Origin of the sequence: Xenorhabdus beddingii (assembly GCF_002127545.1) — a bacterium.
GTDB lineage: Bacteria > Pseudomonadota > Gammaproteobacteria > Enterobacterales > Enterobacteriaceae > Xenorhabdus > Xenorhabdus beddingii.
This window is the reverse complement of sequence record NZ_MUBK01000009.1, coordinates 1,350-24,044: the sequence shown is the minus strand read 5'-3', so window position 1 is coordinate 24,044 and position 22,695 is coordinate 1,350. Positions and strand designations below refer to the sequence as shown.

General features: G+C 55.4%; 1 protein-coding gene (cut by a window edge). It reads right to left on the bottom strand.

Features of this window, described 5'->3' with window-relative positions; translation table 11 throughout:
* On the bottom strand, positions 1–22,695 hold the 5' portion of the coding sequence (locus tag Xbed_RS07070; RefSeq protein ID WP_208612206.1) for a non-ribosomal peptide synthetase. 5,304 nt of this gene lie to the left of the window's left edge; 22,695 of the gene's 27,999 nt are visible here — the first part of the coding sequence; the start codon lies at positions 22,693–22,695; the stop codon falls past the left edge of the window.

Here is a 22,695-nt window from a genome sequence, read left to right as displayed (position 1 = left end):
AAAAGCGCTTGGCAACATATAATCGGGAAGCTGCTGTGCAAGTTGTTGACGTAGCTCTGCGGGTATCAGGTTGACATGCTGTTCGGTGAGCAGATAAGCGACCAGACGTTTCTGAGCTGCTATTTTTTTGTCAGAGATACCGTTTTTATCAGAGATATCGTTTTTATCAGAAATATCGTGGTCATCAAAAATATCTTCGCGGGCAATCACCATCGCTTCGCGTACACCCGGGAGCTGAGTGAGCCGGGCTTCGATTTCGCCGGGTTCAATCCGCAAACCGCGCAGTTTGATCTGAAAATCATTGCGGCCAACGTATTCAATATTACCGTCAGGCAGCCAACGTCCAAGGTCACCCGTTTTGTACATCCGGGCATCCGGCTCTGGCGAGAACGGATCGGCGAGGAAACGTTCTGCGGTCAGTTCAGGACGATTCAGGTAACCACGGGCAACGCCGGCACCGGCGATATGGATTTCACCCACCACTCCGATGGGAACAGGCCGGCCTTGAGTATCCAGAAGATAAATCTGGCTATTGGCAATCGGATGGCCGATGGGAATGTTCCCATGGATATCTTGAGATAGGGGGATGTCATAGACGGTGGCAAACGTCGTCGTTTCCGTTGGGCCATACCCATTGAGCAAGTGCGTGGGTTGTGATTCAGACAATTGCACCTGCTGTATTTTCCTCGGATCAAGGACATCACCGCCGACCAGCAAATAGCGCAATTGGCCCAACAGGGGTTTGAGGCTAGCGAGATAGGCATTGAACAGGCCAGAGGTTAACCAGAGGGCAGTGACTTGCCCCTTGATCAGTGAATCACAGAAACGTAGGGGATCAAGCAGTACGGAGGGGGAAACAACATGCAGGCGTCCGCCATTGAGCAGGGCAGACCACACTTCCCACGTTGCGGCGTCAAAGGAGGCATTGGCACAGTGGGCGATACAGTCATCCGGGCCAATATCAGCAAAACCATTATTGATAATCAGGCGCAGAACACTGCGATGCTCGATCATCACACCTTTCGGCTGACCGGTTGATCCCGACGTATAAATGACATAGGCCAGATGGCGTGACGTCAGCCCCTGCGCGTCTGGATTGGCGGAGATTTCATTCAGCCGCTGATCAAACCGCTTATCAAATCCCTTATCCAATCCTTTGCCAAGTAAGACCGTTGGCAGGGAGCCATCGAACCTATCAACCCACTGGGTCTGGGTCAGTAAAGCCACTGGTGCGGCATCCTCAAGCATATAAGCCAGACGTTCGGCCGGATAAGTCGGATCGAGTGGGACATAAGCGCCACCGGCCTTGAGGATCGCGAGTAACCCTACCACCATTTCTGGGCTGCGTTCGGCACAAATGGCGACTCTGGTATCCGGGCGTACACCCAGCGCCATCAAATGATGAGCCAGACGATTGGCTTGCAGGTTCAATTCGCCATAACTGAGCGACTGCCCTTCACCTATCACCGCCGTTGCGTCAGGATGTTGTGCCGCGTGGGTTTCGAAGTGTTGATGAATTAAAGCCTCCGGTGGAAAGTCCGTCCGGGGGGGATTGAAACCGGTCAACAACTGCTGATACTCGCCGGTAGATAGCATGGGCAGATGGCTGATGGACTGTGTTTCATCGCTCGTCATGGCGGTCAGCACGTTCGTGAAATAGCCGGCCATGCGTTCAACCGTCGCCGGGTCGAACAGATCTGAATCATATTCGAAATGACCACTCAGGCTATCCCCGGTTTCCGTGAGTGACAGTGTCAGGTCAAAGTGGCTGCTGTGGTGTGTCTGTTCCACGAATGAGACAGACAGGCCGGGTAATTCAATCGGCGGGGCGGGAGTGTTGTTCAGGACCAGCATGACCTGAAAGATCGGGCTGTAACTCAGACTGCGCTCAGGTTGCAGAACCCCGACTAATTGCTCAAAAGGCAGGTCTTGATGGGCATAGGCCGCCAGTGTCCGTTCACGGACATCGGCGAGCAGTTCTGCCACGGTATGGCAATGTGCTAATTCAATCCGCAAAGGCAAGGTATTGACGAAAAAGCCGATCAGTCCCTCCAGCTCCTTGCGTGGGCGGTTAGCCACAGGCGTACCGATGACAATATCGTCCTGACCACTGAGGCGGGCAAGCACAATGCCCCAGGCCGCAAGCAGAGTCATAAATAAGGTTGTCCCCTGCCGCAGACCGAGGGTTTTGAGTTGGGCAACCTGTGTTGTTCCGACGTGAACCGGCACTTGCCCGCCGGCAAAACGTTGCACAGGGGGGCGTGGCTGATCCGTGGGCAATGCCAGTCGCACAGGGGCATTTTGCAGTTGTGCCCGCCAGAAGTCATGCTGGGCGGTGAGAAGATCCGCCGGCAATGTTTCCCGTTGCCAGATGGCATAATCGGCGTACTGGATCGGCAGGGGCGGCAAAGGAGCAGGATCTCCGGTCAGTGCGGCGCGGTAAAGCACGCCGAGTTCGTGGATCAAAATGCCCATCGACCAGCCGTCGGAGATAATGTGATGCTGGGTCAGGATCAACAGATGCTCTTCTTCCGCCAGTTGTAACAACTGCCCCCGCATCAGCGGATCATGCGCCAAATCAAAGGGCGTCCTCCTTTCGCGTTCCATCAATTCGGTCATGTGTTGTTGTTGGGTGGCCTTTTTCCACGGGCGGAGATCCTGCAAGAACAAAGCAAAACCGCCGTCAGCCGCGTCGATTTGCTGGTAGGGCTGTTCATCCACGATAACAAAGCGGGTACGCAGGCTTTCATGTCGGGCGACGAGATGATTCAGTGCGGTTTTAAACGCGGAGTGATCAAGTTGACCTCTCAGGTGCAAAACCGCTGAAAGATGGTAGGCCAGGCTGACCGAGGTATCGAGTTGAGCAAGGAACCACAGGCGCTGCTGGGCAAACGAGAGCGGCAGGGGCTGATTGCGGTCGGCCACCGGAATGACGGTTGGCGTGGCGATTGGCGCACCGGCAAGCCGTGTTGCTAAATCGGCGAGGATCGGGTGGGCAAACAGGTGTTGCAAGGGCAGTTCCAGCAACAGCCTTTGGTGGACTTGGGCGGCAAGCCGGACTGCCAGCAGGGAATGTCCGCCGAGTTCAAAGAAATGGTCATGACGGCTCACTTTTTCCAATCCCAATAAGGTTTGCCAGATCTCCGCCAACCCCTGTTCTATTTCGCCGATGGGGGCTTCATAGTGGCGGGTGACGATGGCGGCCTGATCCGGTGTCGGCAGTGCCAGACGGTCGAGTTTGCCGCTGGGGGTCTGCGGGAAAGTATCGAGTGTGACAAAGGCGCTGGGGATCATATAGTCGGCAAGTTGTTGCGAGAGTTGCTGGCGCAGGTCGGCCGGCACTAATTTTGCATCAGGTTCAGCGAGCAGGTAGGCGACCAGCCGTGTCTGGCTGGAAATAGCATGATGGGCAAGATCTTCGCGGGTCAGTACCACGGCTTCGCGTACACCGGGGCACTGCACCAGTTTCGCCTCAATCTCGCCGGGTTCAATGCGGAAACCACGCAGTTTAACCTGAAAATCATTGCGGCCAAGATACTCTATCTGGCCGTCAGGCCGCCAGCGTCCCAAATCGCCAGATTTGTACATGCGTGCCTCTGGATCCTCACTGAAATCATCGTGCAGGAAATAGTCTGAGGTCAGTGCATGGCGATTGAGATAGCCACGCGCCACGCCCGCCCCCGCGATATAGAGTTCACCGATCACCCCGACGGGGACGGGCTGGCCTTGAGCATCAAGGAGGTATATCCGCAGGTCGGCTAATGGGTGACCTATCGGACAGCCGGCTCCCGATTTAATATCCGCTTCAGTCAGTTCACAGAAGGTGGCGTGAACCGTGGTTTCAGTAATGCCATACATATTCACCAGTCGCGTTTGTTGCAGGGAATTACGCAAGATCCAAGGCGCAAGCGTCTGTGGCTTAAGGGCTTCGCCACCGAAAATAATGCACCGCAGGGTATGCGCGGCGGCTCCCTGAGCCGGAATCAACGGGCGAAAAGCGCTGGGGGTTTGGTTGAGTATCGTCACGTGTTCACGGCACAGCAGGGAATAGAGCTGCTGCGGTGAACGGGCACAGTCGCTTGAAACCACCACAAGCCGTCCGCCGTAACTCAGGGCACCCCATAATTCCCATACGGAAAAATCAAAGGCGAAAGAGTGGAACAGTGTCCAAACATCGCGGTGGCTGAACTGGAAATGCGTTTGCGTTGCGGCGAGCAGGCGGGTGACATTGGCATGTTCGACCATCACGCCTTTGGGCTGACCGGTTGATCCAGAAGTATAAATGACATAAGCCAGATGATATGGCTTGAGACCGAGCGCGTGGATATCCGGATTATGGTCCGAAGCCGCCGGGTTTTCTTGACCCATTGACCCGGCATGATCCGGCAGGACGCTATCCAATAGAACGTTATCCAATAAAACAGTGGGCAGAGGACAATCCAGCGTATCCATCAGGGCTTTTTGGGTGAGCAGGGCGACCGGTGCGGCATCATTGAGCATGTAAGCCAGCCGTTCAGCGGGATAGTTTGGATCGAGAGGCACATAGGCGCCGCCGGCTTTCAGGATACCCAACAGCCCCACCACCATAGCCGGATTGCGTTCAGCACAAAGCGCCACGCGATCGTCAGGGCGCACCCCCAACGCAATGAGATGATGTGCCAGACGATTGGCCCGGCGGTTTAATTCACGATAACTCAGTGACTGCCCCTCAAAGGTTATGGCAATGGCATCGGGACGGTGCTGTACCTGCGTTTCAAAAGATGAATGGATCAAGGCATCTGGAGGGCAATCCCCTTGTCTGGGGTTAAAACTGACCAATAATTGTTGACGCTCGCTGGCGGGCAAAATAGGGAGGCTCAAAAGGGGTTTTTCGGCGGCATTTCCCAGTGCCTCAACCAGACCGGTCAGGGCGGTGGTGACATAGGCGATCAGACGGGTCGGATCAATCTCCGGCAAGGTCTGGGCGGTTAAGTGGAATGCCTCACCGACATCATCCACCGATAACGTCATCGGGTAATGGCTTCCCTCCTGAGCTGCCAGCAGGCGTATACCTTCCCATGAGGTGCGGGTTGTGGCTGGGCTGTGTCGATAGTTGAGCAGCGTGCTGAACAGTGGCGTGGGCGGTTTCACGCCGCTACAGCGCTGGGCCAGTGCCAGCGAGGCTTGCTCGTGTTCCAGCAGCCGCGTTAAATTGCGGTAAGCGGCGTGTACGCTCTGTTGTACGCTGTCATTTTCGAGGCGGAACCGTATGGGCAGGGTATTAATAAACAGGCCAATGCCTTGTTCGGTATTTACGCCCCCCTGCATACGCCCCAGCAAGACGGTGCCGAACACCACATCATGTTGTCCACTGGTGTGTGCCAGTACCTGCGCCCACGCGATATGGAACAACACACTGGGACTGACTCCCTGACGGCGAGCCTGTATCCGGATCATCCGCGCCAGCGTGGCATCAAGTGACTGAGTCGCTTCCGTGATCTGCCGGTCTTCGCGGTGGAAATCGATGATTCCAAACGGGGCGGTGGGGGCATCCACATCAGCGAATCGCTCACGGAAGTAGGTTTCGTGGACGGACTCCGGCACACTCAGGGACTGGGCGACAAAATTGCGGTAAGGCGATGTTGCAGGCAGCTTTCCGGTACGCGGGTGTAACCGTTCGTTGATCTCCTCAATAATCAAGGTCTGTGCCGTATGGTCACAGACTAAATGATGGCAACATAACGCCAGTAACCACTCGTCTTGCTGCGGATCATGAATGATGTCGGCAGAGAAAAGCGGAGCCTGATGCAAATCGAGCCGCCGTTGGTGGGGATCGGTGTGCGCTAATAACTGCGCTAATAATTGTGAGGGAATATCCGGTTCGCTGGCTGGCTCAACGGTATTGACGGTATTAACGGTATTAACAACATTAATGTGCAGGGGAGCCTGACGCCAGACGACCTGAACGGGCTGGCTCAGGCTCTGCCAGCAGACCGAGGTGCGCAGAATATCGTGGCGTTCAATAACCCGTTGCAATGTCGCCAGAAATGCATCAAGACGCCCTCTGGTATCAAATGCGAATACGCTGCGTGACAGATAACTGTCTCCCTGTGTTTGCAATAAATGATGGAACAACATGCCTTTCTGCAAGGGGGTGAGCGGATAGATATCCTGAATATTGGTCATGCCTCCCACAATGGTAGCCGCAACCGTGGCAATGTCGCTTTGTGACAGGGCGACCAAGGGCAACATATCCGGCGTAATGGCCGTGCAGCCATCAGGGATCAGGTTGGGCGGCACGGAGCATGGGGTTGTGTCCGGCGTTGCCTGCATCGCTTCTGCCATTTCAGCCAGTACCGGCGTGGTGAATACGCGATGAATATCGAGATCCCAATCCCGTTTGCGCAGTCGTTCGATCAGGCTGACGACCATCAGGGAATGCCCCCCGAGTTCGAAGAAATGGTCATGGCGGCCTACCTGCTCCAGCCCCAATAACGTTTGCCAAATTCCGGCCAGAATCTCTTCCCTTTCAGTGATGGGGGCTTGATAGCGGCGTATGGCGATCGCCGCTTGATCGGGTGCCGGCAGTGCCTGCCGATCGAGTTTGCCATTGGGGGTCAGCGGGAAAGCCTCAAGTGTGACAAAAGCGCTGGGCAGCATATAGTCGGCAAGGTGTCGGGCGAGATGTTGGCGCAGCGCGGTTGGCCGCAGTGCCGTGTCGGGGTCAGCGAGCAGATACGCGACAAGGTATTTTTCAGCAGACGTGTCTTTGTCAACCGAGTCTTTATAAATCCGGTCTTCACGAACGACGAGTACCGCTTCACGCACGCCGGGGAATCGGGTGAGGCAGGACTCAATTTCTCCCGGTTCAATGCGGAAACCCCGCAGTTTGATTTGAAAATCACAGCGGCCGAGATATTCGATATTGCCATCGGGCAGCCAGCGCCCCAGATCACCGGTTTTGTACATGCGGGCCGTTGGCTCGCCTGAGAACGGGTCAGGCAGAAAGCGTTCCGCCGTCAGTTCGGGCTGATTGAGGTAACCCCGGGCAACGCCGGCACCGGCGATATGGATCTCACCCATGACACCGAGTGGGACAGGTTGACCATGGGTGTCGAGAATATAAATTTGGGCGTTGGCAATCGGGCGGCCAATCGGCGGTGCACGGTCTTGTCGGGCATCGCAGGGGTAGAGAGTGGCCCCGATCGTACTTTCTGTCGGCCCATAAGCATTGATCATTTTCCGTCCCGGCGCCCAGCGTTTGACCAGCGTCAGCGGACAGGCTTCACCCGCCACCAGCAAGGTTTGCAGGCTGGCGGGCAGGGAATCCATTGCGGCCAGCGCGGTGGGTGACAGGGAGAGGACGTGGGTAATGGCATTGTCTGTCAGGCAACGGGACAGCGCCGCACCGGGCAGGAGGTGGGGCTGTTTGGCAAGATGGAGACAGGCTCCGGCCAGTAATGTCAGGCCGCATTCCCAAATACAGGCATCGAAACTGATTGAGGAAAATTGCAGGACGTGACTGTCCGGGCTGAGGGCCAGTATAGCCTGTTTAGTGGTCAGCATATTACACAAGCTGCGGTGCTCAATCATCACTCCTTTGGGCCGGCCGCTGGAGCCAGAGGTATACACCACATAGGCCAGATGGTGTGGCATTAATCCCAGCGATGGCGGGTCGGGATTATGGCTGAAGGGCTCTGGCATGTCGGCGTGAACAGGGGATTCGCGCACATCAAGCAATAACGTGGGAATGGCGCGGGTCAGGGGATGGGGGGGCGTGCTTTGGGTGATCAGGACGACAGGGGCGGCATCCTCCAGCATATAGATCAGCCGTTCGGTGGGATACGCGGGATCGAGTGGGAGAAAAGCCCCTCCCGCCTTAAGAATGCCCAATAAACCGACCACCATCTCCAGACTGTGTTCGGCGTAAAGTGCAACCCGATCGTCAGGACGTACCCCCAGTGCTATCAGTTGATGCGCCAATCGATTGGCATGGCGGTTGAGTTCGCCATAGCTCAGTGAGTGCCCTTCAAAGACGACGGCAATGGCATCGGGATCATGCTGTACCTGCATTTCGAACAGTTGATGAATCCATGTCTCTTGCGGAAAATCGGTTTGCGTGGCGTTGAAGTCAAACAACAGTTGCTGCCGCTCGGCGGCGGATAACATCGGCAGGTGGGTGATAGGCCGGCTATCATCAAGGGTCAATGCGGTCAGTAGCGTCGTGAAATAGCCTGCTATGCGTTCAACGGTTGGCCGATCAAACAAATCCGCCGCATATTCCAGACAGCCACGCAGACCGTCCGGGGCTTCGGTGAACGACAGTCTCAGGTCTAAATGTAAGTGGCAGTGATCCCGTTCAATCAAAGAGACCGACACACCGGATAATGCCAGGGATTGGGCAGACGTGTTGTCCAGTGCCAGCATCACCTGAAAAATCGGGTGATAGCTTAGATTACGGTCAGGTTGCAGGGCTTCCACCACCTGTTCAAAAGGCAGATCCTGATGGGCATAGGCTGCCAATGCCCGTTCACCAACGTGGGCAAGCAGCGCGGCCACATTGTGACACTGCGTCAGTTCGATGCGCAACGGCAGGGTATTGACCAAAAAGCCGATCAATCCCTCCAGTTCACTGTGTTGACGATGGGCAACGGGCGTGCCAATGACGATATCGTCCTGATCACTGAGGCGGGAGAGCACGAGACTCCAGGCCGCCATGAGCGTCATAAATAACGTGATGTCATGACGGTGCGCCAGTGCCTTGAGGTTGTGCAATAAGTCGGTCGCAATGTGGATGGGGATTTGGCCGCCGGTAAAACGCTGTACCGGCGGGCGAGGGTGATCGACCGGCAGTTCCAGCCGTAGCGGTGCTCCCTGAAGTTGTTTCAGCCAGAAATTACGTTGCTCAGATAACACGTTTCCCTGCAGCCCTTGCCGTTGCCAGACCGCATAATCGGCGTATTGAATGGGCAGCGGGGGCAACGCCGCCTCATGCCCTGCCAGTGCTGCGCGGTAGAGGGCATTCAGCTCCCGGATTAATATCCCGACTGACCAGCCGTCAGAGATAATGTGATGCAGGGTGAGCAGCAAGATATGCTCTTCCTCTGCCAGTTGCAGCAATTGTCCCCGTATCAGTGGGCCGTGTGCAAAATCAAACGGAGTCTGGGTTTCCCATTCCCTCTGTTGGTCAATGCGGGGGGTAAGAGAATCGGGATCTAACCCGCGTAAGTCCAGATAAGACAAGGAAAAACCGATATCGGCGGCGTCAATGTGTTGACAGGGCTGTTCACCCATCAGCACAAAACGGGTGCGCAGGCTTTCGTGTCGGGCGATCAGGTTATTGAGTGCGCGCTTAAAGGCACGGTGGTCAAGTCGTCCGCTGAGACGCAAAGCCATCGGAATATGGTAAGTCAGGCTGGTTGCCGGATTGAGCTGCGTGAGGAACCACAGGCGTTGCTGGGCGAAAGAGAGTGGCAACGGCTGGTTACGATCGACGATAGGAATGGCGGTTTCAGCAGCGACCGGGGTATCGGTGAGGACGGCAGCTAAATCGGCGAGAACAGGACAGGCAAAAAGTTGTTGTAAGGACAGCTCCCGGGCCAGTTTCTGCCGTACTCGTGTCACAAGCCGGACTGCCAGCAGGGAATGTCCGCCGAGTTCAAAGAAATGGTCATGGCGGCCGACCCGCTCCAGCCCCAATAAGGTTTGCCAAATCTCGGCCAACGCCCGTTCCAGTCTATTGTTCGGCGCTGCATAGCGGCGCGTTACGACCGAAGCCTGATTGGGGGCGGGCAGTGCCTGACGGTCGAGTTTGCCATTGGGGGTCAGCGGGAAAGCCTCAAGTGTGACAAAAGCGCTGGGCAGCATATAGTCGGCAAGGTGTCGGGCGAGATGTTGGCGCAGCGCGGTTGGCCGCAGTGCTGTGTCGGGGTCGGCGAGCAGATACGCGACAAGGTATTTTTCAGCAGACGTGTCTTCGCGAACCATGTCCTTGTAAGCTCTGTCTTTATAAACCGTGTCTTTGTCAATCCGGTCTTCACGAGCGACGACCACCGCTTCACGCACGCCGGAGAATCGGGTGAGGCAGGACTCAATTTCCCCCGGTTCAATGCGGAAGCCCCGCAGTTTGATTTGAAAATCACTGCGGCCGAGATATTCGATATTGCCATCGGGCAGCCAGCGCCCCAGATCACCGGTTTTGTACATGCGGGCCGTTGGATCGCCTGAGAACGGGTCAGGCAGGAAGCGTTCCGCCGTCAGTGCAGGATGATTGAGGTAGCCTCGCCCGACACTGGCACCGGCGATATGGATCTCACCCATGACACCGGGTGGAACGGGTTGACCGCCGGTGTCGAGGAGATAAATTTGGGTATTGGCGATCGGGCGGCCAATCGGCGGTGCACTGTTTTTTTGAGAACCACAGGTTTTTTGAGAATCACAGGTTTTTTGGGCATTACAGTTTTTTTGGGTATTACATAAATAGAGAGTGGCACAGATCGTGCTTTCCGTCGGCCCATAAGCATTGATCATCGTTCTCCCCGATGCCCAGCGTTTGACCAGCGTCAACGGACAGGTTTCACCCGCCACCAGCAAGGTTTGCAGGCTGGCGGGCAGGGAATCCATTGCGGCCAGCGCGGTGGGTGACAGGAAGAGGACGTGGGTAATGGCATTGTCTGTCAGGCAACGGGACAGCGCCGCCCCGGGCAGGAGATGAGCCTGTTTGGCAAGATGGAGACAGGCTCCGGCCAGTAATGTCAGGCCGCACTCCCAAATACAGGCATCGAAACTGATTGAGGCAAATTGCAGGACGCGACTGTGCGGAGTGAGCGCCAGTCTCTCTTGCTGAGTGGTAAGCACATTGCACAAGTTGCGGTGTTCAATCATCACCCCCTTGGGTTGACCGCTGGAGCCAGAGGTATATACCACATAGGCCAGATGGTGTGACATTAATCCCAGCGATGGCGGGTCGGGATTATGGCTGAATGGCTCTGGCATGTCGGTGTGAACAGAGGCTTTGAGGATATTGAGCAACAACGTGGGAATGGCGCGGGTTAGGGGCTGGGGGGGCGTGCGTTGGGTGATCAGGACGACAGGGGCGGCATCCTCCAGCATATAGACCAGCCGTTCGGTGGGATACGCGGGATCGAGTGGGAGAAAAGCCCCTCCCGCCTTAAGAATGCCCAATAAACCGACCACCATCTCCAGACTGTGTTCAGCGTAAAGCGCGACCCGATCGTCAGGATGTACCCCCAGCGCTATCAGTTGATGCGCCAATTGATTGGCATGGCGGTTGAGTTCGCCATAGCTCAGAGAGTGCCCTTCAAAGACGACGGCAATGGCATCGGGGTCATGCTGTACCTGCATTTCGAACAATTGATGAATCCATGTCTCTTGCGGAAAATCGGTTTGCGTGGCGTTGAAGTCAAACAACACTTGCTGCCGCTCGGTGGCAGAGAGCATCGGCAGATGGGTGATAGGCCGGCTATCATCAAGGGTCAACGCGGTCAGTAGCGTCGTGAAATAGCCCGCCATGCGTTCAACGGTTGGCCGATCAAACAAATCCGCCGCATATTCCAGCCCGCCCCGCAGGCCGTCTGGCGTTTCGGTGAATGACAAGGTCAGGTCAAAGTGTGCACTGTGGTGTTCCTGTTCCACGAATGAGACCGAAACACCGGGCAATTCCAGCGGCGGGGTTGGGGTGTTGTTCAGGGCCAGCATCACCTGAAAAATCGGGCTGTAACTCAAACCGCGCCCAAGTGGCAGGGCTGCCACTAATTGTTCAAACGGCAGATCCTGATGCGCATAAGCGGCCAGCGTCCGTGCGCGGACATAGGCGAGCAGTTCTGCCACGGTATGGCAATGTGCTAATTCAATCCGCAAAGGCAGGGTATTGACGAAAAAGCCGATCAATCCCTCCAGTTCACTGCGTTGACGATGGGCAACCGGCGTACCAATGACGATATCGTCCTGACCACTGAGGCGGGAGAGCACAATACTCCAGGCCGCCATGAGCGTCATAAATAACGTGATGTCATGACGGTGCCCAAGTGCCTTGAGGTCGTACAATAAGTCCGTCGCAATGTGGATCGGGACTTGGCCGCCGGTGAAACTCTGTACCGCCGGGCGAGGGCGATCGACCGGCAGTTCCAGCCGTGCCGGTGCCCCCTGAAGCTGTTTCAGCCAGAAATCACGTTGCTCAGATAACACGTTACCCTGCAGCCATTGCCGCTGCCAGACCGCATAATCGGCATATTGAATGGGCAGCGGGGGCAGGGAAGCCTCATCCCCTGCCAGTGCTGCGCGGTAGAGAACATTCAGCTCCCGGATCAACACCCCGACCGACCAGCCGTCAGAGATAATGTGATGCTGGGTGAGCAGCAAAATATGCTCCTGGTCTGCCAGTTGCAGCAATTGTCCGCGAATGAGGGGCTCTCCGGCCAAATCAAAGGGAGTCTGGCACTCGCGTTCAGTCAGTTCGGTCACGTGCTGCTGTTGGGCTGTCTTATCCAGTGAGCGCAGATCCCGGTAGGTTAGCGCAAAACCGGTTTCTTCGGCGTCGATATGCTGATAAGGCTGTTCCTCCACCCGCACAAAACGGGTGCGCAGGCTTGCCTGCCGGACAACCAAGCGATCGAGGGCGGCAGAGAAAGCGGGTCGGTCAAGCAATCCGTCAAAGTGCAAAACAGCATGGATATGGTAAGCCATGCTGGCGGCAGGATTGAGCTGGGCGAGGAACCACAGGCGTTGCTGGGCGAAAGAGAGCGGCAATGGCGAGTGGTGATCCGCCGGCGGGATAGGGATTTGGGTGCCAGCGGAGGCATCGCGGAGAATGGCGGCCAAGTCGGACAGCACCGGATAGGCAAAGAGTTGCGACAAAGCCAGTTCCCGTGCCAGCGTTTGACGGATGCGTGCGGCAAGTTGTACCGCAAGCAAGGAATGCCCGCCGAGCCTAAAGAAATGGTCATGGCGGCCAACGTGTTCCAATCCCAGTACCTCCTGCCAGATCTCCGCCAGCGCCTTTTCTATCTTACCGATCGGCGCCTCATCGCTGCGTGTCACGCTTGCTGTGTGATCGGGCATTGGCAGGGCCTGGCGGTCGAGTTTGCCATTGGCGGTCAGCGGGAAAGCCTCAAGTGTGACAAAAGCGCTGGGCAGCATATAGTCAGGGAAATAATGCGCCAGTTGTTGGTGCAATTCGGCCGGCACCCATTTCACATTGGGTTCGGTGAGCAGATAAGCCACCAGACGCTTCTCACCCAGATGTTCTTCACCCAGATGATCTTCGCGGGCCAGCACGATGGCTTCGCGTATCCCGGGGAGTTGGCTGAGATGCGCCTCAATTTCCTCCGGTTCAATGCGGAAACCGCGCAGTTTGATCTGAAAATCGTTGCGGCCAAGGTATTCGATATTGCCATCAGGCAGCCAGCGAGCCAGATCGCCGGTTTTGTACATTTGGGCGTTGATTTGTCCGCTGAACTGATCCGGAACAAAGCGTTCGGCAGTGAGTTCAGGTCGGTTCAGGTAACCACGGGCAACTCCGGCACCACCAATATAGATTTCACCTTCAACCCCAATGGGGACGGGTTCCCCGTGAGGATCGAGGATATAGATAGATGTGTTGGCCAGTGGGTGGCCAATCGGCACGCTGCCGGTGCGACACGGGGCATGGCGGTGCAGTTTCAGGGCCGTGGCAATCACGGTGGTTTCCGTTGGGCCGTAAGAGTTGATCCATTGGCAAGATTGAGTTTCAGGCAACGATTGCCAGGTATTGAAATGACGAAGTTCCGCTTTTTCACCGCCGACAATCAGCAAACGCAAATAAGGACTGAAATTGCAACGGCCAGCCGCCATCTCTTGTACCCATCGGTGCCAAAAGGCGGTAGGCAGATCGGCAACGGTAATTTTCTGTTGCCGGAGGAATTGGCTGAACGTGATATCAGGCAGGCGAAGATGGGCAGGGCGCAGCACTAATGTGGCCCCCGCCGACAGGGTAGCGAAAATATCAGACACCGTGGTATCAAAGGCAATGGATGCCAGTTGCAACACCCGATCAGACGGTATTAGTTCGCTTACCTGACATTGGAGATGGATAAAATTAACCACATTGTGGTGCTCAATCATCACCCCTTTCGGTTGTCCGGTTGAGCCAGAGGTATAGATGATATACGCCAGATGTTGAGGCGATAATCCCAACCGGTGCGGTTCAGGGTTATGGCAGGGGGGTTGTGCCACGGCACTTAAATCATCATCGTCGTCCATAACCCAAACGGGCACGTTGGTTGATAAATGCGGTTGTGATTGGTTTTGTAATTGGTTTTGTAACCGGCGTTGGGTCAGCAATATCTTGGGGGTACAGTCTGACAGCATATAGGCCAACCGCTCGGCGGGATATTCCGGGTCTAACGGAACATAACTTGCCCCGGCTTTTAAGATCCCGAACAGACCCACCATCATGTCCAAGCTCCGCTCAACATAAATGGCGACCCGATCATCAGGGCGTAGGCCAAAGGCCATCAGGCGGTGTGCCAGTTGGTTGGCGCGGCGGTTCAATTCGCCGTAGGCCAGCGATTGTTCACCAAAGACCACGGCGATGGCATCAGGGTTAAGCCGGACTTGCGCTTCGAACAGTTGATGGATCAGCTTCTCTTGTGGGAATTCACATCGTGTGGCGTTGAAATCGGCCAATATCTGCCGGCGTTCGGTGTCAGGCAGGACAGGAATATTCACGATCGGCTGTTGTGGATGATTTTCCAATCTATCCACCAAACCCGCCAGCGCCGTGGTGATGTAAGAGAGCAGGCGAGCCGGATCGAGGCTGGTCAGGGTTTGGGCCGCTAAAAGAAATTCTTCCCCCAAATCATCGACGGATAAACTGATGGGATAGTGGCTATTTTCTTCTGCCGCTATCAGGCGGATACCTTTCCATGTCGTGTGCGGACTATGGGGTGGACTATGGCGATAGTTGAGCAGTGTGTTGAAAAGTGGCAAGGGCGGCTCCACACCGCTGCAACGCTGTGCCATCGCCAGCGATGCCTGTTCGTGTTCCAGCAGTTGCGTCAAACTGTGATAGACCGCCTGTAGCGTTTCCTGCGCACCGCTGCCCGCCAGTCGGCACCGTACAGGCAGGGTATTAATAAATAGACCCGGTTTCCGGTGGATACCGGGACTGCCTTGCATTCGTCCCAACAAGACGGTGCCGAAGACAACATCATCCCGTCCACTGACTTTTGCCACCACCTGCGCCCAGGCAACATGGAACAGGACACTGGGACTGACGCCCTGCTGGCGGGCTTGGATACGGATTGCCTGAGCCAGTGATGCATCCAATGACTGCCTGACTTCTGTGGTCGGTTTTCCTTGGTGGTTGACATCCCGTATCCCAAAGGGCGTGTTCGGGGTATCCACATCCGAGAGCATGGCACGGAAATAGGCTTCGTGGGTTGAGGCCGGCACCCGCAAGGATTGAGCCACAAAGTGACGGTAGGGCAATGTCGCCGGCCGGTTTTCGGCCTTGGTGTTTTCGTTATCATGATCCAGTAATTCATTGATTTCCCGGATCATCAGTTCCAGTGTGATATGGTCACTGATGAGATGATGGCAGCACAGCGATAGCAACCATTCCCCTTGGATCGGGTCATACGCCCTGTCGATGGCAAAGAGTGGAGCCTGACTGACCTCAAGACGACGCCGTTGCGGATCAGTGTGTGCCCGCAATTGCGATCTCACGTTAGTTTCGCTGGCGGGCACCAGGGTGTTGATGCACAAGGGCGCCTGTCGCCAGACGATTTGCACGGGCTGTCCCCGCTCCGGCCAGTAAAATGAAGTGCGGAGAATATCGTGGCGGTTAATGACCTGTTGTAATGCGGTCAGAAAGAGGTCGAGGCGTTCTTGGGTGTCGAAAGCCAGTAAATGGCGCAGCAGATAAGTATCTCCCTGCGTCTGTAGCAGGTGATGAAACAGAATACCTTCCTGTAGCGGGGTCAGCGGGTAAATATCCTCAATATTGGCAGCACCATCGGGGATGGCGGCGGTGATATTCTCAATCTCGTCCTGAGACAGGGAAACCAGCGGCAACATATCAGGTGTAATCGCGGTGCAGCCATCAGGAATGCGGCTGGGGGGCACGATGCACGGCTCTGCGGGGTTATGCGCTGTCCGTTTCATCGCTTGGGCTATTTCGCGCAGTCGCGGTGAAGCAAATACGGCTTGGATCTCAAGGCACCAGCCCTGACGGTATAGCTGTTCAATCAGGCTGACGACCATCAGCGAATGACCGCCCAGTTCGAAAAAATGGTCATGGCGACCAACACGTTCCAACCCCAGCAGTGCTTGCCAAATCTGAGCCAGAATGATTTCGGCTTCACCGATGGGTGCGGCATAGTGGCGGGTCACCACCGCCGCCTGATTGGGGGCGGGCAGGGAGCGGCGATCGAGTTTGCCATTGGGCGTTAATGGGAAAGTATCGAGTACCACAAAGGCACTGGGCAGCATATAGTCGGCAAGATGCCGCGCGAGCTGTTGCCGTAGGGTCACCGGCACCAGTTCAGCGCCGTGTTTGGGTGTGATGTAGGCAACCAGCCGTTTTTCACCGGTTATCCCTTCGCGAGCCAGTACGATCGCTTCACGTACCCCTTGGCATTGCAGCAATCTGGCTTCAATTTCACCGAGCTCAATGCGAAAGCCGTGTAATTTGACCTGAAAATCATTACGACCCAGATATTCAATACGGCCATCGGGTAACCAGCGCCCCAGATCGCCGGTTTTATACATGCGGGCTTCCGGCTCGTTGGAAAACGGATCGGGCAGGAAGTGTTTCGCGGTCAGCTCAGGGCGATTCAGGTAGCCCCGGCCAACCCCCGCGCCGGCGATATAAAGCTCACCGGTGACACCGAGTGGCACCGGCTGGCCGTGAGAATTGAGGAGATAAATGCGGGTATTGGCGATCGGACCGCCAATATGGGGGCGATCCCGGGAAGCGTCAATCGGGCAGGCCGTGGAGTCAACGGTGCATTCCGTCAGCCCGTACAGATTAATAAAACGAGTTTGGTGGCTATGTTGTTGCAGTTTTTGAACTTGTTGAAAGTGTTGCAGGCTAGACCAGAGTGAGGCAGAAATCGCCTCGCCCCCAATCAGGACCCATTGGGGGTGATAACGGGGATCGGCCATGGCTCCCGCTTCCAGCAGCATAGTCAATTGAGCCGGCGTGCAGTCAATAATATTGACGCGATGACGAGCAAAATAGTGCCAAAGTGATTGGCCGTCATTGCGCAAGGATTCGGGCACGATAACCAGCGTATGACCGGATAACAATTGAAGCCAGCATTTGACGGAGGAATCGAAGACGATACTGGCGTTCAGGGTGATGCGGCAGGGGGAGTCAACGGCCAGAATGGTTTTCAGTGCCGTGTGCAGATTCACTAGATTAGCGTGTTCGATCATGACGCCTTTGGGTTGCCCTGTAGAACCTGACGTGTAAATGACATAGGCCAGAGGGCGGGCAGTGAGTCCTGACACTTGGGGGGCGGGATTATGTTCCAATCGGGGATGGGAACCGGTGATCGTTTCAATCGCGATGAGAGTCAAATCATGCGTGAGGAAAATCTCGTTGAACAGGGTTTGATTGAGGGTTTTGTGCAGGGCATTCTGGGTGAGCAAGACCATCGGTGCCGCATCGCCAAGGATAGAAATTAACCGTTCAGTGGGGGAGGCCGGATCAAGCGGCACATAAGCCCCGCCGGCTTTTAAGATCGCCAACAGGCCAATGATCATGTCCAAGCCCCGTTCGACACAAATCGCTACGCGATCGTCAGGGCGAACCCCCAATGCCAGCAGATGATGAGCCAGACGGTTGGCCCGGCGGTTCAGTTCATCATAACTCAGCGAATGCTCCTCAAAAATAACCGCCACCGCATGGGGTGTACGTTGCACTTGGGCTTCAAATAGCTTGTGGATCAAGGCATCCTGCGGGAAATCAGCCAGAGTGGTGTTGAAATCGAACAGCAATTGTCGGCGCTCGTTGGCGGGTAGCATCGGCAGATGGGCAATGGATTGTGTTTCATCAACGGCCATACTTGCCAGCACATTGCGTAAATACCCCACCAGACGTTCAACTGTCGCAGGGTCGAACAGATCCGAGGCATATTCCAGACGGCCACAGAGACCCTCAAAAGTTTCGGTGAGTGACAGCGTCAGGTCAAAATGTGCACTGAGATAGGGTTGCTCTAGCAAAGAGGCAGAGACACCGGGCAATTCAAGGGGATCGGTGCCAAGAGGATATGTCGGGGTATTGTTCAGCGCCAGCATAACCTGAAATAGGGGGCTGTAGCTCAGATTGCGCTCAGGTTGCAGGGCTTCCACCACCTGTTCAAAAGGCAGATCCTGATGGGCATAGGCTGCCAGTGCTTGTTCACGAACATGGGCAAGTAATGCTGCCACCGTTTGGTCATTTCCCGCTTTGATACGCAAAGGCAGGGTATTGACGAAAAAGCCAATCAGCCCCTCCAGTTCTCTTTGCTGGCGGTTGGCGACGGGAATGCCGATAACCATATCGTCCTGACCACTGAGACGGGAAAGAACAATTCCCCACGCTGCCAGTAACGTCATAAACAATGTGGTGCCTTGACGTTGTCCGAGGGCTTTTAGGCTAACCAATAAGTCAGGACTCAGACGGAGGGGAACCTGATTGCCGGTGTAACTTTGTACCAGTGGGCGTGGCCGGTCGGTGGGGAGTGACAATAGTGCGGGGGCGTCCTGAAGGTATTCCTGCCAGAAATGACGTTGCGCCGTCAAAATGTCGCTCTGCGCCCCGGCTTGCTCTCGTTGCCATACGGCATAATCGACATACTGAATGGGCAGGGAAGGGAGCGGATCTTCATCGCCTTTAAGGGCGGCACGGTAGAGTAGGCTCAGCTCACGAAACCCTATTCCCACCGACCAGGCATCGGAAATGATGTGATGCTGGGTAAGCAGCAACAGATGGGTATCATCGGCCAGTTGCAGCAATTGACCCCGGATCAAGGGGCCGTGGGAAAAATCAAAGGGGGTCTGCCTATCGCCATCAATCCGTTCAGCGATAACGTGTTGTTGCATTTCGTCATCTTCTGGGCGGAGATCTTGATAGGTTAAGGCTAAACCGCGATTCACTGCATCAATATGTTGGTGATCAATATGTTGGTGATCAATATGTTGGCACGGCTGTCCATCAACCAGGACAAAACGGGTGCGCAGACTTTCTTGCCGTGCAATGAGGTTGTTGAATGCGATGTTGAATGCAGCATGGTTGAGCTGTCCGCTGAGGTGCAGGGCGACAGGGATATGATAGGCCAGACTGGCGGCAGGATTGAGTCGGGCAAGGAACCACAGGCGTTTCTGGGCGAAAGAGAGTGGCAGCGGTTGATGGCGATCAGCGGCAGGAATGCCGGTTTGGGGAGCGACCGGCATGTCGGTGAGGAGCGTTGCCAAGTCAGCGAGAACCGGGTAGGCGAAGAGTTGCGGTAAGGTCAGCTCCCGTCCCAAATGCTGACGGACACGCGCGGCAAGCTGTACGGCGAGCAGGGAATGCCCCCCCAGTTCAAAAAAATGGTCATGGCGACTCACTATTTCCAGCCGTAATAATGCCTGCCAAATTTCGGCCAGCGCGGTTTCTGTTTCATTGACCGGATCTTCATAGCTTCGTGTCACGATTGCCGCCCGATCCGGCGCGGGCAGCGCCTGTTGATCGAGCTTACCATTGGGCGTCAGCGGGAAAGCATCAAGTGTCACAAACGCGCCGGGTATCATATAGTCAGCCAGATGCTGGGTAAGTTGTTGGCGCAGGGTTGCTGGCAACAGTGTCGTCTCTGGTTCAGCCAACAGATAAGCGATCAGACGCTTTTGACCGGTTTGATCCTCATTGGCTAACACGATGGCATCACGCACACCGTGGCATTGCATCAGTTTCGCTTCAATTTCCGCCGGTTCGATGCGGAAACCGCGTAGCTTAATCTGCGCATCGTTGCGACCAAGGTATTCGAGATGGCCGTCAGGCCGCCAGCGGGCAAGATCACCCGTCTTGTACATACGAACCCCGGGCGTACCAGAGAACGGATCGGACAGGAAGCGTCCGGTGGTCAGTGCCAGACGGTTGAGGTAACCACGGGCAACGCCGGCACCAGAGAGATAAAGTTCACCGGTCATGCCGATGGGAACGGGATGACCTTGAGCATCAAGGAGATAGGCGCGCAGATCGGGCAGCGGTTGACCAATCGGGCTGCTTCGTCCCGACACAATGTCTGATTCAGTCAGTTCATGGTATGTCGCATGGACGGTGATCTCGGTGATGCCATACATATTAACCAGACGGGTTTGCTGGATGGGATTACGGGCAATCCACGGCGCGAGCCTATGCGTTTCCAGAGCTTCCCCCCCAAAGATGATACAGCGCAGGGCGTGTGAAGTGGCATTTTGCGCCGGGATGAGCTGCCTAAAGGCACTCGGTGTTTGATTCAGTATGGTCACGTGCTCACGGCACAGCAGGGAATAAAATTTTTGGGGTGAGCGGGCGCAGTCTGCCGAAACGACAACCAGCCGGCCGCCATAAGCCAAGGCACCCCACAATTCCCATACGGAAAAATCGAAAGCGAAAGAGTGAAACAGTGTCCAGACATCGTGACAACTGAACTGGAAATGCGCTTGCGTGGCAGCCAACAGGCGCGTGATATTCGCATGTTCAACCATCACGCCTTTAGGTTGACCGGTCGAACCGGAAGTATAAATGACATAGGCCAGATGGTGGGGGGTCAGACCTAAGGTGCGGATATCAGGATTACGGTCTGATGCCGTGGCGTTTCCGCCATTATTCATCTTCAGCCCAGTGCCATGCTGTCCATGCAATTCATCCTGTTCATCCAGAACCCCCATTTCATCCAGTACAACAATCGGCACAGAACCGCCGGGTATCTCTGTCTGGCGGCTTTGCGTCAGCAGAACGGTCGGGGCGGCATCGTCGAGCATATAAGCCAAACGCCCGGCAGGATAGGCCGGATCAAGGGGGACGTAGGCTCCCCCGGATTTCAGGATGCCTAATAAACCGACGACCATAGACAAATTGCGTGCGACAAAAATCGCCACCCGATCGTCAGGGCGTACCCCCAATGCCATCAGATGATAAGCTAAACGATTGGCACGCTTGTTGAGTTGATCATAACTCAGTGACTGTTGCTCAAAAACCACGGCAATGGCGTCGGGTGTCGCTTGGGCTTTGGCCTCGAAAAGCGAGTGGATCAAGGTTGTTTGGGGAAAATCGACATGATGTGCATTGAAATCCAGCAATATCTGTTGGCGTTCAGCCTCTGGCATGATCGGCAAATTGACGATAGGGGCATTGAGATCGGCGATGGCGGCTTCGAACACTACGGCAAGGCGGGATTGCAGAGCCATGACGTCCGCCGTGCTCAGGTAATCGGCAGAGAAATTGAATTCAATCGTGACAGGTTGGGCGTCATCTTCTGCAACAGAGCGGTTTATGTATTGCTTGATAATGATTGAAAGGGGATACAACACACCATGATGCCCTTCTAATGATTTGACGGTGATATCGTCCCCGGCCAGATGCAGATCCGGTTTAAACTGTTCAAATGACAATGCAATGTCAAATAATTGGGTACGTCCCGTTTTTGGTTGGAGCTGGATTTGTCGATTAATTTCGCTAATGGGCAAGCGCTGGTGTTTATAGCAACGATTTAATTCGGCTGCCGCTTTGCGCATGACATCAAGGAAGGTTTCTTCCCGTGAAAGGGTCACCCCAATTGGGATCACGGATGAGAACATCCCCAAGGTGCGTTTTTGCCGGGCATTTTTACGATTGTGCACCGGGATCCCAATGACAATTTCATCCACGCCCGCTGTACGTGTGAAATAGGTCGTCAGGGCGGCATAGATGAAATGCATGACGGATAATTGATATCGGCTGACCGTGGTTTGGATATGTTGAAAAAATGTGGGGTCGATTGACCAAAAAACCGGCTTGGCGGGTTCGGGATGGGTTGCTTTGTTGGGATTGGTCGGTGAGAGCAAGGGCGGCGGCAGGTTTGCATAGCGTTCTGACCAGAATTGCACATCGTGCAAGTAGCGGTGAGAAGCAAAGTAAGTGCGATCCTCTGTCAGGAAATCCAGATAAGAAGAGCCGATTCCGTTCAGGGCTTCTCCCTGCATAAGACGATGATAGGCATCGGCAACATCGTCAATGAGCAGGATCAGACTTGCTCCATCCATAATCAAATGATGGCAACAAAACAGCCAATAGCGGCGCGTATAGCTCACGCGCAACAATTCGGAACACCATAGCGTTTCATCCAAAGGGAACGGCCGCATAAACACCGCATCAGCATGTTGTCTGGCTTGGTTTTCTGCGTCTGCCTGCGGTGAAAAATCGGGTATGGACACCGCCACCGGAAAAGTCTCAGCCACCATTTGCCGGAGGACGGTGTCCGTGTCAGTAAAGCGTAAGCGCAATGCATCATGACGGTAGACAACGGCTTCGAAAGCCCGGGTGAACAAGGTTTCATCCAGTTTTCCGTCAAGGCCGATCAAGAAACCGATATTGTAGCGAGGAGAATCGGGACAGAGAATTTGATCGAGCCAGATGCCTTGTTGGGGCGAACTGAGCGGCAATAGGGAAGGATCGTCGTTATCAATGACCAGAGAGACTTTTGAGGAGCGATTATGGCTGTGTGACAT